Annotated in this window: 18 protein-coding genes; 10 read left to right on the forward strand and 8 right to left on the reverse strand. The window is 59.1% G+C overall.

Features of this window, described 5'->3' with window-relative positions; genetic code table 11:
* The first annotated feature begins 80 nt into the window (after positions 1-80).
* The gene (locus OHL23_RS02610; protein WP_263350217.1) at positions 81-794 is read left to right on the forward strand and encodes a Crp/Fnr family transcriptional regulator; all 714 of its coding nucleotides are present in this window, start codon (positions 81-83) and stop codon (positions 792-794) included.
* A 43-nt stretch (positions 795-837) separates the two neighbouring features.
* Here the strand turns inward: OHL23_RS02610 and OHL23_RS02615 are convergent, their stop codons facing one another.
* Positions 838-3,672 carry a phosphoenolpyruvate carboxylase gene (locus OHL23_RS02615; RefSeq protein ID WP_263350218.1) on the reverse strand — a complete coding sequence of 945 codons (2,835 nt, stop codon included), beginning with the start codon at positions 3,670-3,672 and terminating at the stop codon, positions 838-840.
* A gap of 38 nt (positions 3,673-3,710) precedes the next feature.
* Positions 3,711-5,699 (reverse strand): ABC-F family ATP-binding cassette domain-containing protein, encoded by a 1,989-nt coding sequence (locus OHL23_RS02620; RefSeq protein ID WP_263350219.1) that lies wholly within the window; start codon positions 5,697-5,699, stop codon positions 3,711-3,713.
* 71 nt (positions 5,700-5,770) lie between these two features.
* Between OHL23_RS02620 and OHL23_RS02625 the strand changes: the two genes are divergently transcribed.
* The 6 genes from OHL23_RS02625 (at position 5,771) to OHL23_RS02650 (ending at position 11,231) form a co-directional block, all read left to right on the forward strand.
* Positions 5,771-6,154 carry an RNA-binding S4 domain-containing protein gene (locus OHL23_RS02625; RefSeq protein WP_263350220.1) on the forward strand — a complete coding sequence of 128 codons (384 nt, stop codon included), beginning with the start codon at positions 5,771-5,773 and terminating at the stop codon, positions 6,152-6,154.
* 87 nt (positions 6,155-6,241) lie between these two features.
* Entirely contained in the window at positions 6,242-7,018 is a 777-nt protein-coding gene (locus OHL23_RS02630) for a glucose 1-dehydrogenase (RefSeq protein WP_263350221.1), read from the forward strand.
* 28 nt (positions 7,019-7,046) lie between these two features.
* The gene (locus OHL23_RS02635) at positions 7,047-8,153 is read left to right on the forward strand and encodes a sugar kinase (RefSeq protein WP_263350222.1); all 1,107 of its coding nucleotides are present in this window, start codon (positions 7,047-7,049) and stop codon (positions 8,151-8,153) included.
* Positions 8,154-8,155: 2 nt separating this feature from the next.
* Positions 8,156-8,812 carry a bifunctional 4-hydroxy-2-oxoglutarate aldolase/2-dehydro-3-deoxy-phosphogluconate aldolase gene (locus OHL23_RS02640; RefSeq protein ID WP_263350223.1) on the forward strand — a complete coding sequence of 219 codons (657 nt, stop codon included), beginning with the start codon at positions 8,156-8,158 and terminating at the stop codon, positions 8,810-8,812.
* Positions 8,813-8,839: 27 nt separating this feature from the next.
* On the forward strand, positions 8,840-9,853 hold the full coding sequence (locus tag OHL23_RS02645) for a zinc-binding alcohol dehydrogenase family protein (protein WP_263350224.1): 1,014 nt from the start codon (positions 8,840-8,842) through the stop codon (positions 9,851-9,853).
* 343 nt (positions 9,854-10,196) lie between these two features.
* Positions 10,197-11,231 carry an SMP-30/gluconolactonase/LRE family protein gene (locus OHL23_RS02650; protein ID WP_263350225.1) on the forward strand — a complete coding sequence of 345 codons (1,035 nt, stop codon included), beginning with the start codon at positions 10,197-10,199 and terminating at the stop codon, positions 11,229-11,231.
* 330 nt (positions 11,232-11,561) lie between these two features.
* Here the strand turns inward: OHL23_RS02650 and OHL23_RS02655 are convergent, their stop codons facing one another.
* The 4 genes from OHL23_RS02655 to OHL23_RS02670 all read right to left on the reverse strand — a co-directional run bounded on the left by OHL23_RS02655 (position 11,562) and on the right by OHL23_RS02670 (position 18,612).
* Positions 11,562-14,981 carry a vitamin B12-dependent ribonucleotide reductase gene (locus OHL23_RS02655; RefSeq protein ID WP_263350226.1) on the reverse strand — a complete coding sequence of 1,140 codons (3,420 nt, stop codon included), beginning with the start codon at positions 14,979-14,981 and terminating at the stop codon, positions 11,562-11,564.
* A 712-nt stretch (positions 14,982-15,693) separates the two neighbouring features.
* On the reverse strand, positions 15,694-16,461 hold the full coding sequence (locus tag OHL23_RS02660) for a carbonic anhydrase (protein ID WP_263350227.1): 768 nt from the start codon (positions 16,459-16,461) through the stop codon (positions 15,694-15,696).
* A 159-nt stretch (positions 16,462-16,620) separates the two neighbouring features.
* Positions 16,621-17,784 carry a methionine adenosyltransferase gene (metK, locus tag OHL23_RS02665; protein WP_263350228.1) on the reverse strand — a complete coding sequence of 388 codons (1,164 nt, stop codon included), beginning with the start codon at positions 17,782-17,784 and terminating at the stop codon, positions 16,621-16,623.
* Positions 17,785-18,081: 297 nt separating this feature from the next.
* Complete coding sequence (locus OHL23_RS02670) at positions 18,082-18,612, reverse strand: helix-turn-helix domain-containing protein (protein ID WP_263350229.1); 531 nt, start codon at positions 18,610-18,612, stop codon at positions 18,082-18,084.
* A 293-nt stretch (positions 18,613-18,905) separates the two neighbouring features.
* Between OHL23_RS02670 and OHL23_RS02675 the strand changes: the two genes are divergently transcribed.
* Complete coding sequence (locus OHL23_RS02675) at positions 18,906-20,009, forward strand: ABC transporter permease (RefSeq protein ID WP_263350230.1); 1,104 nt, start codon at positions 18,906-18,908, stop codon at positions 20,007-20,009.
* Between the two features lie 189 nt (positions 20,010-20,198).
* Here the strand turns inward: OHL23_RS02675 and OHL23_RS02680 are convergent, their stop codons facing one another.
* Both OHL23_RS02680 and OHL23_RS02685 read right to left on the reverse strand, forming a co-directional pair.
* On the reverse strand, positions 20,199-21,020 hold the full coding sequence (locus tag OHL23_RS02680) for an isocitrate lyase/PEP mutase family protein (RefSeq protein WP_263350231.1): 822 nt from the start codon (positions 21,018-21,020) through the stop codon (positions 20,199-20,201).
* A 6-nt stretch (positions 21,021-21,026) separates the two neighbouring features.
* Positions 21,027-21,512, reverse strand: coding sequence for an NIPSNAP family protein (locus tag OHL23_RS02685; RefSeq protein ID WP_263350232.1), 486 nt, complete (start codon positions 21,510-21,512; stop codon positions 21,027-21,029).
* 9 nt (positions 21,513-21,521) lie between these two features.
* On the opposite strand from OHL23_RS02685, the gene OHL23_RS02690 reads away from it, so the two are divergent.
* Together OHL23_RS02690 and OHL23_RS02695 are read left to right on the forward strand one after the other, a co-directional pair.
* On the forward strand, positions 21,522-22,346 hold the full coding sequence (locus tag OHL23_RS02690) for an ArsR/SmtB family transcription factor (protein WP_263350233.1): 825 nt from the start codon (positions 21,522-21,524) through the stop codon (positions 22,344-22,346).
* 173 nt (positions 22,347-22,519) lie between these two features.
* Entirely contained in the window at positions 22,520-24,109 is a 1,590-nt protein-coding gene (locus tag OHL23_RS02695) for an ArnT family glycosyltransferase (RefSeq protein WP_263350234.1), read from the forward strand.
* Positions 24,110-24,157 lie beyond the last annotated feature (48 nt).

Below are 24,157 nucleotides of genomic sequence, written 5' to 3' on the forward strand. Positions count from 1 at the left end.
GAACAAAGTTTTCAATTTTCCTGAGCAGGTGGTCGTGAGACAGGCAGGCTTTGTAGTTATATTCAAGAGCGGAGGGCTCCTTGGAAGATCTCAGGTTCAAGAACACACTCCTGAATGCGTTAGATCCTAAGGTAATTGCGCGCCTCCGGTTGAGCCCGCTCCGGTTTGAATTGAAATTCGAAATGGAGTACCCGCACCGGGCCATCCGGCATCTCTTCTTCCTCGAATCAGGAATGGCCTCCATGACAGCGACATTTCAAGATGGCTCTCAGGTCGAAGTCAGCACCTTTGGCTTTGAGTCGGTAATCGGCGTCTCCGCGCTGATGGGCGCCAAAAAATCCATGAACCGCGTCTACACCCAGATCGCGGGCCACGGTTACGCTTGCCCAGTTGAAGCTGCCAGAAAGGAATTCAACCTCGGCGGAAGCTTCCAATGCCTCACACTGCGCTACGTTCAGGCGCAACTGGATCAGGCTACCCAATATGTCGGCTGCAACGCGAAGCACACATTTGAACCACGTCTGGCTCGCTGGCTGCTCACCTGCGCCGACCGTTCCAACAGTGACACTTTCAAAATGTCTCACGAGCTGCTGGCCGACATGCTCGGAGGAACCAGGGCCACCGTCTCGCTCGCGGCCGGTAGTCTCAAAAGAAAAGGCCTGATCCAATATAGCCGTGGCGTCATCCATATCCTCAACCCCGCGGGTCTGGAAGAGAATGCCTGCGAGTGTTACCAGACCATTAAATCGCACCTCAAGAACTACGCCGAGTTCGACACGCCGATTGCAGAGTAGCCGCGCTAAATCACGCATTCAAGCGATAAAACGCCCGAAAAACTCACCCTGTATTACGCAGCCCCGCCGAAATCCCGCTGATCGTCGCGGAAATCGCCCGGTTCACCTCCGGCGTATCCTCACCGGCGCGCTTCCGGCGCAGCAAATCCACCTGAATCAGGTGCATCGGGTCCACATACGGATTGCGCAGCTTGATTGACCGCGCCAGCACCGGATTGTTCTGCAAAAGCTCCTGCTGCCGCGTAATGGCCAGAACCGAGCGCACCGTGCGGTGATACTCCGCTTCAAACTGGTCATAGATACGGTCGCGCAGCTCCACATCTTCCACCAGCGTCGAGTAAAGCCGCGCCGTCCCCAGGTCCGCTTTGCCGAGAGCCATTTCGACATTTCGGATCAGGTCAATAAAGAGCGGGAACTCCCTGGCCATCGTCGTCAAAGTCGTGAGCAAGCCGCCCTCGGCAAGGAATCGCTCGACGGCATAACCCACGCCGAACCAAGCCGGAATCAGCAGCCTCGATTGCGTCCACCCAAAGACCCACGGAATCGCCCGCAGCGTCTCCAGGCTCAGCGAGCCCTTGCGCTTCGAGGGCCGCGAGCCGATCTTGGCATGCTCCAGCTCGCCCATCGGCGTCGACTGCCCGAAGTAGTCAAGCAGCCCCGGATCATCGAGAATGTGTTCCTTGTAGCACTCATACGCCAGCACCGAAAGCCGGTCGAGCGCCTGCTCCCACTCCGGCAACAAAATGCCCGTAAAATGCCCCTCCGGATCGCGTGCATTGGGCCGCGCCAAAGCATCGAGAGAGGCGGCAATCATCAGTTCCAGGTTGCGCTCCGCCAGCACGACATCCGCGTATTTGAAGTTCAGCACCTCGCCCTGTTCCGTAATGCGCAACTGCCCATCGAAGGAGTCGAGCGGCTGCGCAAAGATCGCCCGATGCGTCGGTCCGCCGCCTCGGCCAACCGTGCCGCCCCGGCCATGAAAGAGCCGAAGATGCACGCCGGCCTCATGCGCCACCACATGCAGCGCACGGTGCGCGCGGAAGATCTCCCAGGTGCTCGTGAGCATGCCTCCGTCCTTGTTCGAGTCGGAGTAGCCCAGCATCACTTCCTGCGTATTGCCCCAGCTTGCAAGCATCGAGCGGTAATCCGGGCGCTGCCAAAGCTCGCGGCAGACCTCCGGCGCATTGCGCAAATCCTCAATCGACTCGAAGAGCGGCACCGGCATCAATCCCGGATCGGTCTCGGTGCCTTCGAACCTCACTCCTGCCAGCCGTCCAAGCCGAACGACAGCGAGTACATCCTCAACACACGTCGCTCCGCTGATCACGTAATGCCGAATCGTCTCCGGAGTGCACCCGGCCTTCACTTCGGCAATCACGCCGAAGGTCTCCAGAATGCTCGCCGTGTCAGCAGACAGCGCTCCCGGCAATTTTTTCCCCAGCGTATCGGCAATGGCTTCCTTGAGCGCCACGGAGTGCATCCGCGCATGCTGGCGAATATCGAGAGTATGCAGATGCAGCCCAAAGGTGTGCACCACCAGCAGCAGCGGATCGATCAGATTGCGCGCAATCCGCAGCCCCCGATTTGCCGCGAGAGAATCGCGCAGAATGCTCAGGTCGGAAGCAAACTCGGCCGCCGAAGCATACCCCGGCAGTACCTGGGCCAGTACCTCGTGCGTCTCAACCAGCGTAGACGTCCTCGGCAACTGCGGGGCAACCAGCCCACCATGCTGCAATGTGCGCCGAGTCCGCACGCGCACGCAGATCAAAAAGCGGCGATACAGCTCAAATTCAAAATTCTGGCCATACGCTTCCGTTTCTGCCGTGCGAATCCGCTCTTCATATCCCTCAAGCCGTTCGCGCAGAGCCTGGCTGACCGGCATCTGCTGCGCGGAGGTGCTGAGCAAATCAATGACCGTCTGCAACTGGTCATCGTAGAAGCCGAGCAGATGTTCACGCGCCAGTTGAATTGCGTTTCGCGTCACCTCCGGCGTCACAAACGGATTGCCGTCCCGATCCCCGCCGATCCACGAGCCAAAGGACAGAACTTTGGGCAGCTCATGCACTTCAAGCGTCAGTCCGTAGGCCGTATTCAGCGCTTCCGCAATCTCCCGATACAGGCTTGGCAGCGTAGCAAAGATGGAAATATCGTAGTAATCCAGCCCCATCTTGATCTCGTCGTAAACGGTCGGCCGCCGGCTGCGCACCTCATCCGTCTGCCACAGAGAAGTGATCTCCGCCAGTACCTCGTCCTCAAGCCGCGCCAGATCCTCTGGCGGAATCGGAATCCGATCAAGCTGCTCCAGCAGCTCGCCGATCCGCCGCCGCTTGAACATCACCGAGCGCCGCGCCACCTCCGTCGGATGCGCCGTAAACACCGGCACCACCAGCACCTTGCGCAGCCAATCCAGCGCTTCTTCCGCAGAAATACCCACACGCCGCATGGCCCGTAGCGTTCCAGCCAGGCTTCCGCGCTGCTTGCCGGCCGCGCCGGTCAACTGCAACGCCAGCCGCCGACGCTTGCGATGGTTGGTCTCAGCCAGGTTGATCAGTTCAAAGTAGAAACCAAAAGCCCGCGTCAGCAGCAGCGCGCGCTCCACGGAGAGCCCGTGCACCAGCGCCATTGCGTTCGCAGCGTGCTCGGTGGCAGCGGCCACAGCGCCACGATCCTCAGCCTCGCGCCGCCGGATCGTACCCTGACGCAATTGCTCCACCTGGGCAAACAGCTCATCGCCCGCCTGCTCGCGCAGCACCTCGCCCAGCAACATACCCAGCGAACGAACATCGCGTCGAAGCGGAGCTTCTTTCAACTCGCCAGACTCAGCCTGCAACTCCGCCAGCCGCTGCGACCAGCTCTCAGGATTCCACAATTGTCCCATCGTCTCTTGATTATGCCCTAGACGATGCGGGCCTCGTCTCAAGGGATGGCTGCCTGTTCCTCAAGCTGCATCATCAACTCTTCCCACTCCGCCGTGAAATCGCCCAGTTGCTTGCGCAGCTCCTCCAGCAGCAATGATTGCCGCTCCGTCTCCGCGGCCGAAACGTAGTTGCCCAGAGCATTTTCGGTATGTGCAATTGAAGCCTCGATGCGCGGCACTTCTTCTTCGAGAAATGCGCAGCGCTCCTCCATCTGCTTCAGCTTGATGGGGTTGAGCTTGCGCACGCGATCCTTGGCCGAATCTGCTTTGACGTCAAACGCACCTGCCCCGTTCGCCACCGCAACGGCCATCGCCTGAGCCACCGGAGCGGCAACTGATTTGGGTGTCACAGGAGCGACTTTTGGCCCATCCCCAAGCGCAGCCCGCTCTTCCTGATCTCGCACGTACTCAGCAAAGTTGCCGGGATAGATCACCACCCCGCCATCTTTCACTTCGAGCACTTTGGTCGCGAGTCGGTCCAGAAAGTACCTGTCATGCGAAACAAAGATCACTGTTCCTGAGAACGACTCAATCGCCTCAAGCAAAACATCCTTGGCCCGCATGTCGAGATGGTTCGTCGGCTCGTCAAGCAGCAGAAAGTTCGAGGGCGAAACCAGAATCCGTGCCACGGCATACCGATTCCGCTCTCCGCCCGAAAGCACTCCGAGCGGTTTGAAGACATCGTCGCCCGAAAACAGAAAACATCCCAGCAGCGACCGCAGTTCCACCTCAGGAACCCGCAGCGCAGCGCGGCTGATGTCGTCCAGCATCCGCGCTGCCGGATCGAGCACCTTGTACTGGTCCTGCGCAAAATACTCTGGAATTACGTTGTGCCCAAGCTGGGCCGTCCCCGACGAAGGCGCTTCCACGCCAGTCAGGAGGCGAATCAGCGTCGACTTACCCGCGCCGTTATGTCCCACCAACGCCACGCGGTCCCCGCGTTCGATGGTGAAATTGACGCCTTTCAACACTTGCTTGGCGTCGTAGCTCTTGCACAGGTTCTGCACCGTAACCACCGTGCGCCCTGAGGGCGGGGGTTGCGGAAAGCTGAAGTGGATTACCGGCTCCTCTTCCGGAATCTCGATCCGCTCTATCTTCTCCAGCTCTTTAATGCGCGACTGCACCTGCTTGGCCTTCGTAGCCTGCGCCCGAAAGCGATTGATGAATGCCTCAAGATGCTCGATCTGCTCCCGCTGATTTTTGTACGCGGCAATCAACTGCGCCCGGCGATCTTCCTTCTGCTTCAGGTATTTCGTGTAATTTCCAGCGTAAATCTGCAGCCGCTTGTTCCAGATCTCAACCGTCCGGTCCACCGTTACATCCAGAAAATACCGGTCGTGCGAGATCAGAATGTAGCCAAACGGATAGCTGCGCAGATAGCCCTCAAGCCAGTTGCGCGTTTCGAGATCGAGATGGTTAGTCGGCTCATCGAGCAGCAGCAGATTGGGCCGCGCCAGCAGCAGCTTGGCCAGCGCAATCCGCATTTGCCAGCCGCCCGAGAACTCCTCGGTTCGTCGCGCCCAGTCTTCCTTGCCAAATCCAAGGCCAGTCAGTACCGAACCCACCTGAGCATCCAGCACATAGCCGTCCAGCGCATGAAACCGGCCCTGCAGCATCGAATACCGCTCCGCCGCAGCTGCATATTCCGAACCGGCATGGTCAAGAGAGGCCATCTGCCCGGCCAGCGACTCGATTTCCGTCTCCATCTGGCGAAGCTCATCAAAGACCGTCAGGCACTCCTCGAAGACCGAGCGACCGCTCAGCTTCAGCCCCTCCTGCGGCAGATATCCGATGGACATTCCGCGCGTCATCTGCATCGCGCCGTAGTCGAGCGTCTCCAGCCCGGCCAGCACCTTCATCAGCGTGGACTTGCCCGTCCCGTTCGCACCCACCAGCGCAGTCTTTTCCTGCGCCGTGATCAGCCAGTTGGCATCCTGGAAGAGAATTCGCGGCCCAAACCGCTTACCCGCATTTTGTAAAGAAAGCATTCCTTATCAGGGTATCGTCTTTGGCGCTTTCACCGCACTTCCAGCCCCGATCTGTGTAGGAAAATAGAAACATGGAAACTGTCCGCATGGACAAATGGCTCTGGGCCTCACGCTTCTTCAAGACGCGCGCCCTCGCCGCGAAAGCCTGTGACATTGGCCGCATTCACTCCAACGAGATCCAGGCCAAGCCCGCACGCGACGTCCGCGTTGGCGACACCCTCAAAATCCGGAACGAGGCCGGCGAATTCATCGTCGAAGTCCTCGTCCTGAGCGAAATGCGCGGCCCGGCAGCTGTCGCTCAGACCCTCTACCACGAAACCGACGCCAGCCGCGAGCAGCGTCTCCGGCTCGTCGCGGAACAAAAGGCTCTGCAGCAAATCGAAGGATTTCTGCCCGTAGCCAAACCCTCCAAACGCGACCGCCGACAGATCAACCGCTTCCGTGGGCGGGCATAACTCCGTATTTATCCCTCAGATCGGGACAAGTACTGTCCCGTTGCGGGTATTCTTGGGGAGTCGAAAATTCTGCAGTTGGAGTTCCACATGAGCAAGTCACTCTTTGATCTATCAGGCAAAACCGCAGTCGTCATCGGCGGCACCACTGGAATCGGCCACTCCCTCTCGCTCGGCCTCGCTGACGCAGGCGCGGACGTCGTTGCCTCGTCGCGCCGCAGCGAAGAGGTTGAAAAGACCGCCGCTGAAATCGAAGCCAAAGGCCGCAAGACACTGCGCCTCACCTCTGACGTAAAGGACCGCGATTCGCTCGTCTCCCTGCGCGAGGCCGTGCTCGAGTTCTTTGGCAAAGTCGACATCCTCATCAACTGCGCCGGCACCACCAAGCGTGCTCCTACACTGAACTTCGCAGAGTCCGACTGGGATCACATCCTGGAGACCAACCTCACTGGCACCCTGCGCGGCTGCCAGGTCTTCGGAGAAGCTATGCTGGCCCGAGGCTCCGGACGCATCATCAACATCGCCTCGCTCTCGACATTTGTCGCGCTCTACGAGGTAGCCGCCTATGCCGCCAGCAAAGCCGCCGTCGGCTCGCTCACCCAGTCCCTCGCCGTCGAGTGGTCCAAGCGCGGCGTACTGGTCAACGCCATCGCTCCCGGCGTCTTCCGCACAGCGCTCAACTCCCAGTTGCTCGACAGCACCCCGCGCGGCCAGGAGTTCCTCACCCGCACACCGATGGGCCGCTTCGGGAATACAGACGAGTTGATCGGCGCGGCAATTTACCTTGCTTCGGATGCGTCCTCGTTCGTAACCGGCCAGATCATCGCCGTCGATGGCGGATTCCTCGCCAGCGGCGTCAACCAATAAGCAATCGCGCATAAAGGAGAAGTCAGCGTTGAGTCTCAATCTCAAACCCCAAACGTCCTGCAAATGGGATCTGGTCTCGCTCGGCGAAGTCATGCTCCGCCTCGATCCCGGCGTCGGACGCGTCGCTACCAGCCGCACCTTCCAGGCGTGGGAGGGCGGCGGCGAATACAACGTCGCCCGCGGCCTCAAGCGCTGCTTTGGCCTGCGCACCGCCATCGTCACCGCCCTTGCAGACAACCCCATCGGACGCCTCGTCGAAGATCTGATGTTTCAGGGTGGCGTCGATCAATCGCATGTTCGCTGGGTAAAGTACGACGGCGTAGGCCGCACCGTGCGCAACGGCCTCAACTTCACTGAGCGCGGCTTCGGCGTACGCGCCGCCCTCGGCTGCTCCGATCGCGGCAACACCGCCATCTCGCAGCTCACGCCGGGCCAGATCGACTGGGATGCCATCTTCCAGACGGAAGGAACGCGCTGGTTCCACACCGGCGGCATCTTCGCCGCGCTCTCTGAGACCACGCCAATGGTTGCGAAGGAAGCCATCGAAGCTGCGCACCGCAACGGAGTCATCGTCTCCTACGACCTCAACTATCGCGATTCCCTCTGGAAGTCCATCGGCGGCAAGGCGCGCGCCCTCGAAGTCAACAGCGAACTCGCCCCGCTCGTCGACGTCATGCTCGGCAACGAAGAGGACTTCACCGCATCCCTCGGCTTCGAAGTGGAAGGCCTGGGCGATATTGCCGAACATCATGGCGAACTCGACACAGCCAACTTCCGCCGCATGATCGAAAAAGCGGTAGCTAAATATCCGAATTTCAAAGTCGTCGCGACCACACTGCGTAACGCCCGCACCGCCACCGTTAACGACTGGGGCGCAGTCTGCTACGCCAACGGCCAGTTCTATGAAGCGCGCCCCATGCCCGGCCTCGAAATCCTAGACCGCGTCGGAGGCGGCGACTCCTTCGCTTCCGGCCTCATCTACGGCTTCCTCGCCGAAAAAGGCCCGCAGTGGGCCGTCGATTGCGGCTGCGCTCACGGCGCACTCGCCATGACCACCCCCGGCGACACCACCATGGTCACGCTTCCCGAAGTAGAACGCGTCATGAAGGGCGGCACAGCCCGCGTCCTGAGGTAAGAATGCATAAATCCGAAGTACTCCAAAAAATCCGCGAAGTCGGCCTCGTTCCCGTACTTCGCGCCGACTCCGAAGAAGAAGCCCTCGCCATCGCCTACGCCCTCGAAGCCGGCGGCGTCACCGTCCTCGAAGTCACAATGACCGTCCCCGGCGCCATCGACGCTATCCGCCGCCTGGCCTCCGAAGCAGGCGACCGCATCCTTGTCGGCGCAGGAACCGTCCTTGACCCGGAAACCGCCCGCGCCTGCATGCTGGCTGGCGCGCAGTTCATCGTAAGCCCCGCTCTCAACCTGCGCACCATCGAGCTATGCCGCCGCTACAACGTCGCCGTCTTTCCCGGCGGACTGACCCCCACCGAGATCGTCACCGCATGGGAAGCCGGAGCCGACGCCGTAAAAGTCTTCCCATGCAGCGCAGTCGGCGGAGCAAAATATCTTAAAGCCATCAAAGCTCCGCTCCCGCAGATCGAACTAATTCCAACCGGCGGCGTCTCACTCGCGACGGCAGCCGAATTTCTCGAAGCCGGAGCCATCGCCCTCGGAGTCGGCGGGGATCTCGTCGATAACAAAGCCATCCGCGCCGGAAAGCCGGAAGTTATCACCGAAAACGCTCGCAAGTATCTTGAGATTGTGGCTGCACATCAAGGCAAAACGAGCTAAGAGGGCAAGACACCGGAGTCAATCGCAATGAAAGCCGTCATTCTGCAAAAACCCGGCGAAGCGGGCGTCGAATCCGTCCAGGACACCACGCCCGCGAGCGATGAAGTTCTACTCAAGGTACGCAGAGTCGGCCTTTGCGGCAGCGACCTGAACTCCTTTCGTGGCAAGAACCCGATGGTGACTTTCCCGCGCATTCCCGGCCACGAAGTAGCCGCAACTGTCGTCGAGTCGAGCAAGGCCCATCCGCACCTCACCGCCGGAGTCAACGTAACGCTCTCGCCGTACACCCAATGCGGCAAGTGTCCATCCTGCCTGCGTGGCCGTCCCAACGCCTGCCAGTTCAATGAAACCCTCGGCGTGCAGCGCGATGGCGCACTCGCCGAGTACATCGCCGTTCCAGCCGGCAAGCTATACACCGCAAATCTCACTCTCAAAGAGCTGTGCCTCGTCGAGCCGCTCACGGTGGGCTTTCACGCCGTGGCTCGCGGCCGGGTTACCGCGGAAGATACCGTCGCAATCTTCGGCTGCGGCGGCGTGGGATTAGGAGTAGTCGCCGCATCAGGCTTCCGCCGCGCCCGCACCATCGCCATCGATGTCGACGACACGAAGCTTGCCATCGCCCTGAAATCCGGTGCGACAGACACCATCAACACCACACGCGAGCCCCTGCATGAAAAGCTTCAAGAGCTGACCGACGGTCGCGGCCCGGACGTGGTCATCGAGGCCATCGGCCTGCCGCAAACCTTTCGTGCCGCCGTCGAGGAGGTCGCCTTCACTGGCCGCGTTGTCTACATCGGCTACGCAAAAGAGCCGGTAGCCTACGAGACCCGCCTCTTCGTCCAGAAGGAACTCGACGTCCTGGGCTCGCGCAACGCCCTGCCCGAAAACTTCCGCGAAGTGATCCAGATGCTCGAAGAACGCCGCTTCCCCGTCGAAGAAGCCGTAAGCCACATGGTTCCGATCGACGAAGCCCCAGCAATCCTCAAATCCTGGAGCGAGAACCCAGCCGCATTCTCCAAGATCATGATTTCCGTTGACTGACATTGCGGACATAAACAGCAACTTAGCGTACGCCGTACCCCATTAATGTTGAAGTCGCAGACTCGCGTGAACAATAGACGCGCCTTTGCCTCGGGAATTCATCGAAGCCTCATAATTGACGCAAATGAAAATCTTCAGAGATCCTCCCGTATGACCGCTAGGCTCCAGCCCGGTTCCAGGAAGGACGGGCGGGGCTTAAGGGCAATATCGATGCTCTCTCCGAATGGGCTAGCGACAACCTGACCGAAATGCAGACTGAAGATTTAGTCAAGGTTGCGGTTTCGGATACAGAGAAGACCGTGATAAGGTCCGCGTAGCGGATTTTTCTGCCAGAGAGAGAGCAATGCAGAGACGCACATTCGTCAGCATGGCGACGGGCGCGACAATGGCCTTCGCTTTGAAACCTGGCGCTCTTGTCAGTGAGCAGGAACCAAGACATCCGGTTCCCTATCCTGATCCAGCGATAGAAGTCGTTGATCCCCGGTTCGCGAAATATCAAATCATCAGCGCGGCGGTAGAGCGATTGTTTACCGGTGCGCGTTGGACAGAAGGTCCGGTGTGGATTGGCGACGGAGGATACCTTATCTTTAGCGACATTCCCAACAACCGCATGCTGCGATGGCTGGAGGAAACTGGAGATGTCACTGTATTCCGCAGCCCCTCGAATTACAGCAATGGCAATACCCGTGACCGTGTGGGGAGGCTGCTCACATGCGAGCACGACACACGCCGTGTGACACGGACCGAACATGACGGCACCATCTCAGTGCTGTTGGATTCATTTCAAGGCAAGAAGCTCAACGCTCCGAACGATCTCGTGGTCCACTCCGATGGGGCCATCTGGTTTAGCGATCCCGGCTACGGCATTATGTCAAATTACGAAGGGCACAAAGCGGCCTTCGAACTCCCGGCCAACGTTTACCGGCTCGACCCAAATACGCGCGTGGCAACCGTTGTGGCCAGCGATCTGGAAAAGCCTAACGGCCTGTGCTTCTCTCCCGACGAGAAATTGCTTTACATCGTGGATAGTGCAATTCCAAAGCACCCGGACGCTCCGCGTCCGATTCGGGTATATGACGTTGTGGATGGCGTGAGACTGACTAACGGGCGCATGTTTGTGAACATGTCACCGGGTACTTCCGATGGCATTCGCTGCGATGTGGACGGCAATGTCTGGTCCGCCGCCGGATGGGCTGGAGAAGACTTCAACGGGGTGCATATCTTCGCTCCCGACGGCACTCTCATCGGAAAGATTCATCTTCCTGAAACGTGCGCCAATCTTTGTTTCGGTGGCACCAAGAGAAACCGCTTGTTCATGACTGCGAGCCAGTCTCTTTACGCACTTTATGTCGGAACAGAAGGCGTCCAGATCGTTTGATGCGAAGGTTTACCCAGGGTCATCGGCCACGTGAACGTTAATCGATTTTCGGGTAAAAGAAAGGTGGCAGGCCACTCACGTCTTCCATTCCGGATTTATGACGGCCGCATACATGACTCGGTTCTGGGAAGGGCTGGCTGGCCGCTGAGGACAATGCGCATTCCACTACTCATTTAGGGGTCCTGCGCTTTCACTTTAAAACTACAAAAAGCCCGCCTGAGCGGGCCTTTTGTGCACTTCAGACTTATGCGGTGTCGACTTTACCTTCATGGGGTTCAACTTTACGCTTATGCGTAAACCCACAATACTTGTTGAATTCGAGGAGCCGGTCTAGCTGCAACCGCTCGTCGAACCGCAGCTCATGCAGCGATAGCATGATCCATTGCGCACCATGATCGCGCCGCACGTCCCGCAGCTTGGAGCATCGCCCATGTCGTACATCTCGCGCATCGCATCCGCGGCATGATATAGGCCGCGATCTGTGAGCTTGGGAACACTCGTTACAGGAGAAGCCGATGGAGCCGCAGACGACACCCGAATCTCCGGCACCGGGCCAACCGCCGAAGCATTCACCTGATTCAGCCTGCGCGCGATATCCTCCACCAGCTTCGTAAGCGCAGCACCAGAGACTCCGGGAACACCCGAACCGGGTTCGGACTCGGATTCCATCTCCGTTTCCGGAACCATCGTCGCCGGAGGCGCGGCCAACTGCTGCGCCTGAGGAGCGAGTCCCGCAAACAACGGCAACTGCGTCCCCGACAGGAAGCGCAACTGCAGCCAGCGGAAGATATAGTCCATCAAGCTCTTCGCGTAGCCGATCTGCTCATTGCCAGTCCAGCCCGAGGGCTCAAAGCGCGTATGCGCGAACTTCTCGCATAGCACCTTCAACGGAACGCCATGCTGCAAGGCAAGCGAGATCGATGTGGCAAAGGCATCCATCAGTCCAGAGACCGTTGAACCCTCCTTGGCCATCTTGATGAAGATCTCGCCCGGCTGTCCGGTTGGATACAACCCCACTGTGATGTAGCCCTCGTGTCCGGCAATCGAGAACTTGTGCGTTACCGAAGCCCGCTCCTCCGGTAACCGGTGCCGAACGGCCTTCGGCGGCGCATTCAGATCCTGATTGGCAGGCGCGGGTACGGCAGAAGGCATCGAAGCCGGTCGAGCCGCCAGCGCAGCCGCCCGAGCCTCGAAGCCAGCCAATGACTCAAGCGCCTTCTGGAAGGCCTGTGACACTGCATAGACCTGCTTCGCGCTTACTTCAAGCTTGTCGCTGATCTTGCTCGCAAGGTTGGCTTCCAGCGTCTTCACATCGGCATCCGCAGCTTCCGCCCCGGCAGCCAGCGAAGCCAGCACCCGCGCCCCGGCCGTATCCAGCGCCGTCGGCTCGTTCTTCTTAGCATCCTGGCTGGTGTTCAACGGCTGCACACCCTTGGACCCATCGCGATAGATTGCTACAGCCTTCAGCCCCTGACGCCAGCTTTCCGTATATGCCTCAGCGATCTGCTCGACCGTCGCCTCATGCGGCAGGTTCACGGTCTTCGAGATGGCTCCAGAGATAAACGGCTGCGCCGCCGCCATCATCTTGATATGGCCCATGTAGTGAATCGAGCGCGTTCCCTTCGACGGCTTGAACGAGCAATCGAAAACACTCAGATGCTCCGGCTTGATTCCCGGCGCGCCTTCGATCGTGCCCGTCGCGTCGATGTAGCTGACAATCGCGTTCACTTCGTCGTCCTTGTAACCGAGCTTGAAGAGCGCCGAAGGAACCGTCTGGTTGACGATCTTGATCATGCCGCCGCCCACCAGCTTCTTGTACTTCACCAGCGCCAGGTCAGGCTCGATGCCCGTCGTGTCGCAGTCCATCATGAAGCCGATGGTGCCCGTCGGGGCCAGTACCGTCGTCTGCGAGTTGCGATAGCCATAGCGCTCGCCATAGATCAGCGCCATGTCCCAGCACTCGCGGCTGGCCTCAATCATCGCGTCCAGTTGCGGAGCGACAAATGGCTCGCCGCTGACCTTAGACTTGCCGATCTTGTTTACCTCCGCGCGGTGCATCCGGATCACATCCAGAAACGGCTCGCGGTTCACATAGTACCCGGGGCAAGCTCCGCCCTGACGGCCCATTTCCTGGTTCACCTGCGCCGTCAGCGGCGTCGCTGAAGCCAGCGGCGGGCATGTCGCCGCGATAATCGACGACTGCAGATATGCCTGTCCGCACATGATCGCCGTCAGGCATCCGGCATAGTCGCGACCTGCGTCGGAGTCGTACGGCAGACCCAGCGCCATCAACAGCGCGCCCAGGTTCGCGTAGCCCAAGCCCAGCGGGCGATAGTCATGCGAATTCTTCGCAATCGCCTCGGTCGGATAACCCGAGTTATCGACCAGGATCTCCATTGCCGTGATCACCACGGAAACAGCATGGCGATATGCCTGAATATCGAACGTCCCCGCCGAAGTCACAAACTTCAGCAGGTTAAAGCTCGCCAGATTGCAGGCCGAGTTATCGAGGAACATGTACTCCGAGCAAGGATTCGAAGCATTGATGCGCCCCGAGTTCTTGCTTGTGTGCCAGCGGTTGATCGTCGAGTCGAACTGCATTCCAGGGTCGCCGCACTGCCACGTCGCCTCGGCAATCTTGTTCATGATGAAGCGAGCCTTATAGGTATTCACCGGCTTGCGATCCTTCACCGCCAGGGTCGTGAACTCGCCATCCCGCTCATAAGCGCGCATGAACTCGTCATTCACGCGCACAGAGTTATTCGCGTTCTGGAAGAAGATCGAGGAATACGCCTCGGAATCCGGTCCCGAACCGTCATACCCAGCCCGAATCAGCGCAAAAGCCTTGGCCTCCTCCTTCGACTTGCAATCGATGAAGTCGACAATATCCGGATGGTCCACATTCAGGATCACCATCTTGGCCGCGCGCCGCGTCTTGCCGCCCGACTTGATCACCCCCGCAAAAGCATCGAATCCGCGCATGAAACTCAGCGGACCTGAAGCCGTGCCGCCACCCGAAAGCAGCTCCATCGAGCCGCGAATCGACGAAAGATTCGTCCCCGTTCCCGACCCCCACTTGAACAGCATTCCTTCCGTCTTCGCCAGCGTGAGAATCGCGTCCAGCGAGTCGTCCACCGCGTTGATAAAGCACGCCGAGCACTGCGGATTCCGGTAGCCTGTCACCGAAAAGCGCACCGCGCAGGTATGCGGGTCCCAATGCCAGTTCTGCGCGTCCGAATTCGGCTCCAACCGGTCGCAGCCCACGTTGAACCACACCGGCGAATTGAACGCCACCTTCTGCGACACGAGCATCGCCACCAGCTCGTCATGAAAGATCGCCGCATCCTGGGCGCTCGAAAAATAACCACCCTCCAGACCCCAGTCCCGAATCGTCTCCGCCACCCGCGCCACCAATTGCCGCACACCCGTCTCCCGCTCCGGAGTGCCAATCTGCCCATGCAGGTACTTCGAGGCCACGATGTTGGTCGCCGTCATCGACCAATCCACGGGAACTTCGACATCCTTCTGCTCGAAGATCGACTTGCCGCTCGCGTCGGTGATGGAAGCGGTCCGCCGCTCCCACTGAACCTCGTCATACGGCGAAACACCGGCCTTCGAGAAGCGGCGCGAAAAGGTCAGCCCTCCGCGGGAGTAGCTCGCGGTCGTTGCGCCGGAGGCATTTTGGTTCGCGCCAGCAGTTGAGCCGGAGTTTGAAAAAGAAGTGGGTGACGCGGAGTAAGTATCGAACATTCGGTCTCCTTCGGGAACCTTGGGGGTGGGTTCATACGCTAGCGGGCCTCTAAAAAGGACCCTGAACATTAGATGAATCAGCTGGCGACACGCACCAGCAGGACTACAGAATCAAAAAGTTGCGGCAAGATCGTTCTTAACGAATAGGACATCATCCCGACCGCTGAAATTGCCGGCCAAGATTGGACAAGATTGGCACGATTCCGGAAAAAAACACCAGAGAACCAAGGTTTCTGTCATCAATTCGTAACAACCGCAGATGCAAAAATACCGCTGTCTGTGGTGCAGGTCAAGCGCGAACCACAATATGTAGTATTTTCATCACCTTACGGAGCACCATCTTCGGCAACACCCGCCGTCGGCTGTGCAAAACGGGAAAGCCCCCGTCCAATGCGGGTTTCGGCCTTGAATTTTCCACGATCCGGCCGATAAAACCAGGGCGCAAAGAGCTGTCAAAGCGCAGGAAACCACCAACGATCAGCCTCCCACCCTTGAGCCTATGCTTCCCCTCGGCCCGGCACAAGGCGCAGAAATAGTGCAACTCCGGTGGACTCCTGTGGGAGTTGTGGAGAAAGGAGTACGCAACTCCGTAGGCCTCGGGACCCAGACTGGGGCCACTCCCGAGGCCGTCCCGAAACCGTCACGAAACCCTGTAGGCAGATCGAGAAAGGCGCTTTGAATTTATGTCAGGCAAAAGGAACAAAATCGAAACCTATTCGTTCGCCTCGATCTTCCGTCCGCGCGTTGGTTGAATCATCCGGCTGGTGACCTTAAACAATGCAGCATAGCTGCGCAACTGGTCTCGTGACAGTTCAACCTCTTGCTCGAAGATGAACCATCGCACCCCTTCCGTACAGGGCGGAGCCGTCAGCGAACCCTCATAGGTCCAGTACCCACGATCAGTCGGCAGCAGCCCCGCCGGGCTCATCGACTCCGTCATCTTATCCGTCGCGCCAGCCGTCTTCGGCATGTGCTGCCACAGGGCTGCCAGGACGGCGTTGGCATTGCCCTCATTGAGCCGCACCGCTACCACGGCGATCTTGCCATCGGCGCTCTTGTGCACCAGATCCAGGGTCATATCCGGCAGCTTTCCCTTCACTGCCTCCTCGCCAGGATGATGAAAATGAAACTGCACCAGGTCGTAGCGAGTCCCATTAGCGACGATATAACTCCCCGGCGCCGGCGTCACCTGAATCCAGTGCCCGGTATTGACCAGCGCCATCGAACTGCTCATGTAGTGAAACTCAATCGGCTGCAGACTCTTATTCAGGTGCGCCCCGCGAATATCAATCGGCGACTGCTCCTTGCCCGTAGAGCAAGCCCTGTACGCCGGGTCCAGCCTTCCCCAGTTCAGCGGTCCCTGCTTGCCCTCATAGCTCCACGGCGCGCCCGTAGCCGCCTGCTGGGCCTGAGCCACAAACGGTGCGCTTCCAAACAGACCAAGACTCAGCCCCAACATCGCCAATCCCATCCGACGCATAGCTTTCTCTCTCCATTCCATCCAATGATTCCAAAAGATTCTATGACATAGACGCAACGAAACGGCCGACGCATTCAGCGCTCAACCGCCTCAAAGCCAGAAAAAGGCCTCCACCCGAAGGCGAAGGCCCATTTCATTCATCGAAGTTTACGGAAAAACCTACTTCGCCGCAGCCACCAGCCCGGCCTGCTCAGCCAAAGCCGCAGCCTTGTCCGTCGCTTCCCAGGTAAACTCTGCCTCGTTGCGTCCAAAGTGCCCGTAGGCCGCCGTCTGCCGGTAGATCGGACGACGCAGGTTCAGGCTCTCGATAATCCCCTTCGGCGTCAACGAGAAGTTCTTCCGCACCAGCTCCGTCAGCGTCTTGGCGCTCACCTTGCCCGTGCCAAAGGTCTCCACCAGCACCGAAACCGGCTCGGCCACGCCAATCGCGTAGGCGAGCTGCACCTCGCAGCGGTCCGCCAGCTTCGCAGCCACGATGTTCTTGGCGATATAACGCGCCACGTAGGCCGCCGAACGGTCCACCTTTGTCGGATCCTTGCCGCTGAATGCGCCGCCGCCATGCCGGCCCGCTCCACCGTAGGTATCCACGATAATCTTGCGACCCGTCAGCCCGGTATCGCCCATCGGTCCGCCAATCACAAAGCGGCCCGTCGGATTGATGTGGTACTTGGTGTTTTCATCCAGCCACTCGGACGGAAGCACAGCCTGAATCACATGCTTCTGAATGTCCGCGCGCAGCTCGTCATTCCCGACCTGCTCCGCATGTTGGGTCGAAATCACAACCGCGTCAATGCGCACCGGCTTTCCGGACTCGTCATACTCAACCGTCACCTGGCTCTTGCCATCCGGCCGCAGATACGGCAGCTTGCCGTTCTTGCGCACTTCGGAGAGTCGCCGCGTCAGCTTGTGCGCCAGCGAAATCGCCGCCGGCATCAGCTCCGGAGTCTCGTTTGTGGCGTAGCCGAACATCATGCCCTGGTCGCCCGCGCCGCCCGTGTCCACGCCCTGCGCAATATCGCCCGACTGGCGATTGATTGACGAGATCACCGCGCAGGTATTGGAATCGAAGCCATATAGCGCGTTGTCGTAGCCAATCGAAGCCACCACTCCACGCACCAGCGTCTGAAAGTCCACATACGCCTTGGTGGTAATCTCGCCCGCGATCACCACCAGACCGGTCGCGGTTAAAGTTTCCGCCGCAACGCGGCTGTAAGGATCCTGCTCCAGGCAGGCATCCAGAATAGCGTCGGAGATCTGGTCGGCAATCTTGTCCGGATGGCCTTCCGTCACAGATTCAGAGGTAAACAGAAAACGGTCGCTCAAATTGCATTTCCTCCCATTGCGTCTTGTGCAGGGGGTATTTCCGGGCCGCATCACACGCAACCCAGGCTTCCTTCACCCTGGCGGCTCATAATCAGATGCCGGCAAGAGGAGGGACGAAGCCCGATACTGCATCTATTTATGGTAATTGCCACATGCCCGTTGCGGCAAAGCTGCGCCTGCCCAACGGCAACCATCGCCTGTTCAACCGCGCCCTGCCGAGGGTGAATGGGAGACAACAAAAGGAAATAAGGAAGAAAGAACAAGGAATCTAAACGGGCGTCCAGTCTGAAATCCGGTTCAGAATCCGCCCAGCAGCCACATCCCCAAACCCGTCACCGCGCTCGTCGCTGGCTCCCGTCCCGGAACCACCGTCGGCCACCAACCCGACCGGAAGCCGAAGTAGCGCACCGTAAAAAACACCGCGATGCCGACCACGAACAGCAAGAGCAGCGCCCCAGCCCATTTCAGCCGCTCCGTCGCCGCATCCCGTGGCCGCACCCGCGCCCGGCCCACATTGGCGGCAAACTCGATCCAGTTGCGGTCGTCATCATGCAGCTCACCGGAAGCCGCATACGCCCGCTGGAAGCGCGTAACCCAGTCCATTTCATCCAGACCGAGGACGTTCACATAGCCCCGAACGATGCCCTTGTTCAGAATGCCGCCGGGAAGCACACGAAACTGGTTCTCCTCCAGCGCCACCAGGTGCCGCTGGCTGATCTTGGTGATCTCGGTAATCCTTTCGAGCGCAATGCCGCGGTTCAACCGCTCCATCCGCAACTCTTCGCCAAAGCTACCCGTGCTCATCACAAAACAGGGACACTTTCCCAAAAAAGATTTCCACAATCAAGATAAAACCTATTCGCCACCCAGGTCAAAATCAAGTTGTTGCGCTTGTTTTCTTTTCATATACCTGCGATTGCGCGTTCAATCTGGGAAAATGACACCCCGGCTCGACCAAATCAGGGAACAATATCTCATTAAATTCGTTGCCGCAATATTCCTTTACCGCTCCGCATTTCAACCCTCCGGCGTCGCTCCCCATCCGCCTGATACCCTTTTCTTATAGGTTTCCATTCGGCCCCGCCTCATTCAGGAACGAACCGATCCATTACGAACAAACTATGAACAAACTGGTATTCGCTAATCTGATCCATCGCCCCATGCGCTCCGTAATCTCGGCCGCTGCGATCGCCATCGAAGTGGTGATGATCATCTCCGTCGCCGCCATCTTCCTCGGCCAGATCGACGGCCAGAAGATCCGCACCAACGGAGTCGGCGCCGACATGATCGTAGGCCCTCCCAACGCCAGCTTCATCAACGCCCTTGGGGGTGCGCCAATTCCGGCGAAAAATGTCGAAGCCCTGCGCAAACTGCCTCACATCGCCATCGCTTCGCCGGTAATTCAGAAGACCAGCCTCGGCAGTTCACTGGAGATTCTCTACGGCATCGACTACCCCAGTTTCAACGCCTTGCGTCCCTTCGTCTTCCTCCAGGGCGGCCCATTTCAAGGGCCTAATGACGTGATCGTCGATGACGTCTTCGCCGCCCCCGGCGCGGGATACCATGTCGGCGATACGATTCAGGTCCTCGGCCATCCCTTCCGCATCTGCGGCATCGTCGAAAGCGGCAAAGGCGGGCGAAAAATGTTTCAGATCCAGACGCTCGGCGACCTGATCGGCTCCGAAGGCAAAGCCTCGCTCTTCTTCATCAAGAGCGACGATGAAGCGAATCAGGAAGCAATCCGGAAGGAAATCCTGAGCACGCCGGGCTTCCAGAACTACCAGATCTGGACCATGCACGAGTGGCTCTCTTTAATGACGCCAGATCACATTCCCGGATTCGATATAGCTCTTAATGTGGTCACTCTGATTGCAACCCTCGTCGGCTTCCTGGTCATCTTTCTGTCGATGTACACCGCGATCCTCGAACGCACCCGTGAAATCGGGATTCTCAAGTCCATGGGCGCATCCAAGACCGCAATCGTCGGCATGGTCCTGCGGGAATCGGCCATGATGGCCGTCGTGGGCATAGCAGCTGGCATAGCACTGACCTATGCGATCCACTCCGCCCTGGCCCACAAATTCCCCTCGTTGTTCTTCGAAATCACCTCCGACTGGACGGTGAAAGCCGCCATCATCGCCTTCCTCGGAGCAGTCCTCGGAGCTGCCTACCCGGCATTCATGGCCGCCCGCAAAGACCCCATCGACGCCCTGTCGTACGAATAACTCTTGCGCACACAAAAGGGCCAGTGCGATCGCATTGGCCCTTCCCTCTCCCGGCAGCCAGCCGCCAATTCCTTATTTCGGTAGTGGGTCAGTTTGAACGGTACGGGCTTTAGCCCGTACATTAAGTCCTGCAATATCGGGGGGCTTTAGCCCCTGAGGGTTGGCCTCTTTTCAAATTGACCACCACCTTTACTTCGGAAACATCGCAGTCATCTCGCGTAAGCTCGGCGCATCGTCGCCAAATGTAAAAGTCCCCTGCTCCCGCATCTCTTTGGTGGCGCGCAGCAGCGCACCATAAGCGGCGCGGGCAAGAGCGCTGCCCACACTCAGCCGCCTCACGCCCATGGCCGAGGCCTCTGCCACGCTTAGCTGAATCCCCTTGAATCCGACCAGCACATTCACCGGCCGATCGACTGATTTGATTACAGCCGCAATCTCATCATGGCTCGTCAGCCCAGGTGCATACAGAACATCCGCGCCCGCTTCCTGATACGCCTGCAGCCTGCGAATCGTACCTGCAAGGTCTGGACGCCCGTACAGATAATTCTCCGCCCGGGCAGTCAGCGTAAATGCGAAAGGCAGACCCCGCACAGCCTCTGCCGCAGCTCGAATCCGATCCGCCGCAAAGTCTTCCGCATAGATCGGATCGTCCGCCCGCCCGGTCGCATCTTCGATGGAACCACCCACAGCTCCCGCAGCCGCAACCATTCGTATCGTTTCCGCGGCAACCTCCGGCGGGTCCCCAAAACCATTCTCAAGATCGGCGCTCACCGGCAGATCCGTGGCCTCGGAAATCTCAGCTACATGCCCGATCATCGCCTCGCGGCCAACTGCGCCGTCTCGCCTCCCGATCGAAAAAGCGTAGCCCGCGCTGGTCGTGGCCAGAGCCTCAAAGCCCAATCCGGCCAACACCCGGGCCGTACCCACATCCCATGGGTTAGGAATGACAAACGCACCACTGCGCTGATGCAGCGCGCGGAAGACCAGTCCTTTTTCATCCTGCGTCGACATACAGAGTCATCCTTTCTCCGAAGAAATTGCAGCAATTCCAAACGTCCCATCGACTACTTCCACAAAGTTTCTCTCTTCGCGAAGAATCAGGCGATTGGCCTGCGCCATGGCAAAATTCGCTCGCGCTTCCGGATCTGCCCTGAGCCGCGCCCGGTACGCCTCATAAGTCGACAGGCTATCGAAGGCAATCAATCCCCAAGCCACATCATTCGTCCCCTCATAGGGAAGAAAATATCCGACAAGTTCGCCGCCGCAACGGGGAATGATGCGCCCCCAGTTCTCGGCATACTTTTGGAACTTATCCCGTTGAAACGGATCGATCTGGTAGCGAATAACGCAGGTAATCTTCATTCCTCTCCTCTTCTGTGACAAGTCCTGAGCCGGATCTGCAAATACGCTTCCAGCAGGGGTCAGCAACACACTGGAAGCAACCGCTCCCACAATGGCTTCGCGGCGAGTGACGGAATGCACAACCGGTCTCGGGAATCGCATGAGGAAAGTATGCCTCTTTTCCAACATCAATACTTCGTTTATCGTCACATCATGGATGCGAACTTGAGACCCACGACTCATACAAGAACCAGTACAAGACTCAGAAGCACGAATATCAGTCCCGTAAGCGACGTCGCACTCTCCCGTCTCGCGGCAGCCATCGGCGAACCATCCAGGGCGCGCATCCTCTGTTGCCTGTTGGACGGTCACGCACGCACCAGCACCGAACTCGCGACGGTGGCCGAGGTCAGCCCTTCCACCGCAAGCGTACACCTCAACCGCCTAATGGCCGAGCGACTGATAAAACTGCTTGTTCAGGGGAAGCACCGTTACTACAGCCTCGAAGGAGCCGACGTGGCCAGCGCGCTCGAAGCACTCATGGTAGTAGCCGGAGGGTCGCGGCCTCAGTACGCTCCAACCACGCCTGTTCCCCTGCGCTATGCCCGCACCTGCTACGACCACATGGCAGGCACGGTTGCAGTCTCTCTCCACTCTCGCTTCGTCAATTCAGGCTGGATCATCCAAGCCTCCGAGCAATCAGGTTCAAAGCCCGAAGATGCGCTCGACCTGACATCCGCCGGAAACAAGGCCTTCGAAGCTCTGGGAATCGACATCGCAGCAACCCGAAGCCTGCGCCGCCGATTCGCCTATGCGTGCGTGGATTGGAGCGAGCGAAAGCCTCACATCGGGGGCGCGCTCGGCGCTGCTCTTCTGCAAACGGCTTTGCAGCGAAAGTGGGTCACGCGCGACCTCGATAGCCGAGCCCTGAATGTCACCCGGCTCGGCCAGCGCGAACTATCAGCCCGCTTCGGGATTCAATCAGCAGCCAGTTAGTAGCTCCGCAAGCCTCAATAGCCCGGATCAATTCCGCCTCATAGGCCCGCTCAGAATCCGGCTTTAATCCAGTTTGACCCGACATGTTCGCTTGTATACTCGCCATGAAGCCCCATACTCGATACATTTTGGATAGACCAGCTTGACCGCTGCTGCAGGAGATCCCGCTTCTGATGACCCCGAAACGCCTCGCGTACACACTGTGGATCATCCTGATTGCGCTCTTCGCCGCTGCGCACGCGTGGCACCTCCGCGCCGATTTCCCCAACTTTTCCCCTTGGCAGGACTGGTCCAAGTACACCGACGAGGGCTGGTACGGCAACGCCGCCATCCGCTCCCATCTTTTTCACAACTGGTACGTCCCAGGCGACTTCAACCCCGCGCCCGCCGTCCCCGTCTGGCCTTTTCTGGAGTGGCTGCTCTTCTTTGTCACCGGCGTCACTCCGCAGGCCGTCCGCGCCCTCGCAATCGCCTTCTTTTTCCTGAATCTCTTCCTGAGCTACAAGCTCTTCCGCGAACGCGGCCCCCGCTGGGTCGGCCTGCTCGCCGTGACGCTCCTCGTCACCAGCCCGTTTCTCTATTGCTTCAGCCGCCTCGCCATCCTCGAGCCGCTCCTGATGGCGCTCACCCTCGCCGCCATGAACCTCGCCATTCGCCTCCCCCGATACCAGCACAAAGAGGGCGTCTCAGCGTTAATCGGTGTGCTCTTCACCGGAATGCTGCTCACCAAGACCACCGCCGTCTTCCTGCTTCCGGCCCTTGCGTGGATCATCATCCTGCCCTTCTGGGACCGCAAACGCAAGCTCCTGCGCCTGCTCGTCGCCGCCGGAGGAGCCGCAGCCATCTCATTCAGCCTGTGGATGCTCCTCGTCGTCAGCTACGATCTTTTTGCGGACTACAAATATCTCTTTTTCGTGAACGCCTACGAAAAACCCCACGACCTTTACGGCCATTTCATGAGCTTCTGGTGGTCCTTCCACGGCGGCCTCTGGGTCGACCTCGTTCTCATTCCTCTCGCCGGGCTGCTCATTCTCGCCGCTCTCTATACCCGCATCCGCATCCGGGCCCGAAACTGGCGGCCAAACTGGACCGCCGGTCTCTGGCGCGATCCGCTCTTCTCCGGCTCCGTCGTCGCCGTCGCCGGTTACATCGGCTTCATGACCTATCAGAACCATCCCCAGCCGCGCTACTTTGTCGTCGTTGGCTTCTTCTGCTTCTTCATTGTCGTCCGCGTCACCGCGCAGCTTTTGTATCAGGAAACGCTGGCCCGCAAGTGTGGCCTTGCAATCCTCGGAGTCGTCGTTGTCACCGCGACCGTCAACGGCATCTGGACCCTGCGCTATGTCTTCCATCCCGAGTACACGTGGGTCACCGCCGCGCAAAACCTCACTCGCTACATCGACGAGCATCCCAACGGCAAACGCCTGCTGGTCTCAATCAGCGGCGATGAAATCACCCTGATCTCCCATCTGCCAACTCTGTGCGATGATTTCGGAACGATGGACCTGCCCTCCAAGATGGCTCTCTACCAGCCCGGCTGGTACGCCGCCTGGAACGACCTGGACCCCGGCACACTCCAGGATCTCCACGTCCACTACTCGCTCGAACAGGTCGCCGGATTTCCCGCCTTCGACGACCCGGAACGCAACGTACTGTACCTATTCAAACTCCACCCACTGCCCAACGGAAAATCGCGCGCCGAAGGCGACTGGAGCCTGCGAGTCGCTTTGCCCGGAGACAAAATCGACATCCCAATCGAGTAATTGTTGATGAAAACAAGATTTAGGTGCCGCAGGTACCGCATCTGGAAC

This window comes from Acidicapsa acidisoli (genome assembly GCF_025685625.1).
In the GTDB taxonomy this organism is placed as follows: Bacteria; Acidobacteriota; Terriglobia; order Terriglobales; family Acidobacteriaceae; genus Acidicapsa; species Acidicapsa acidisoli.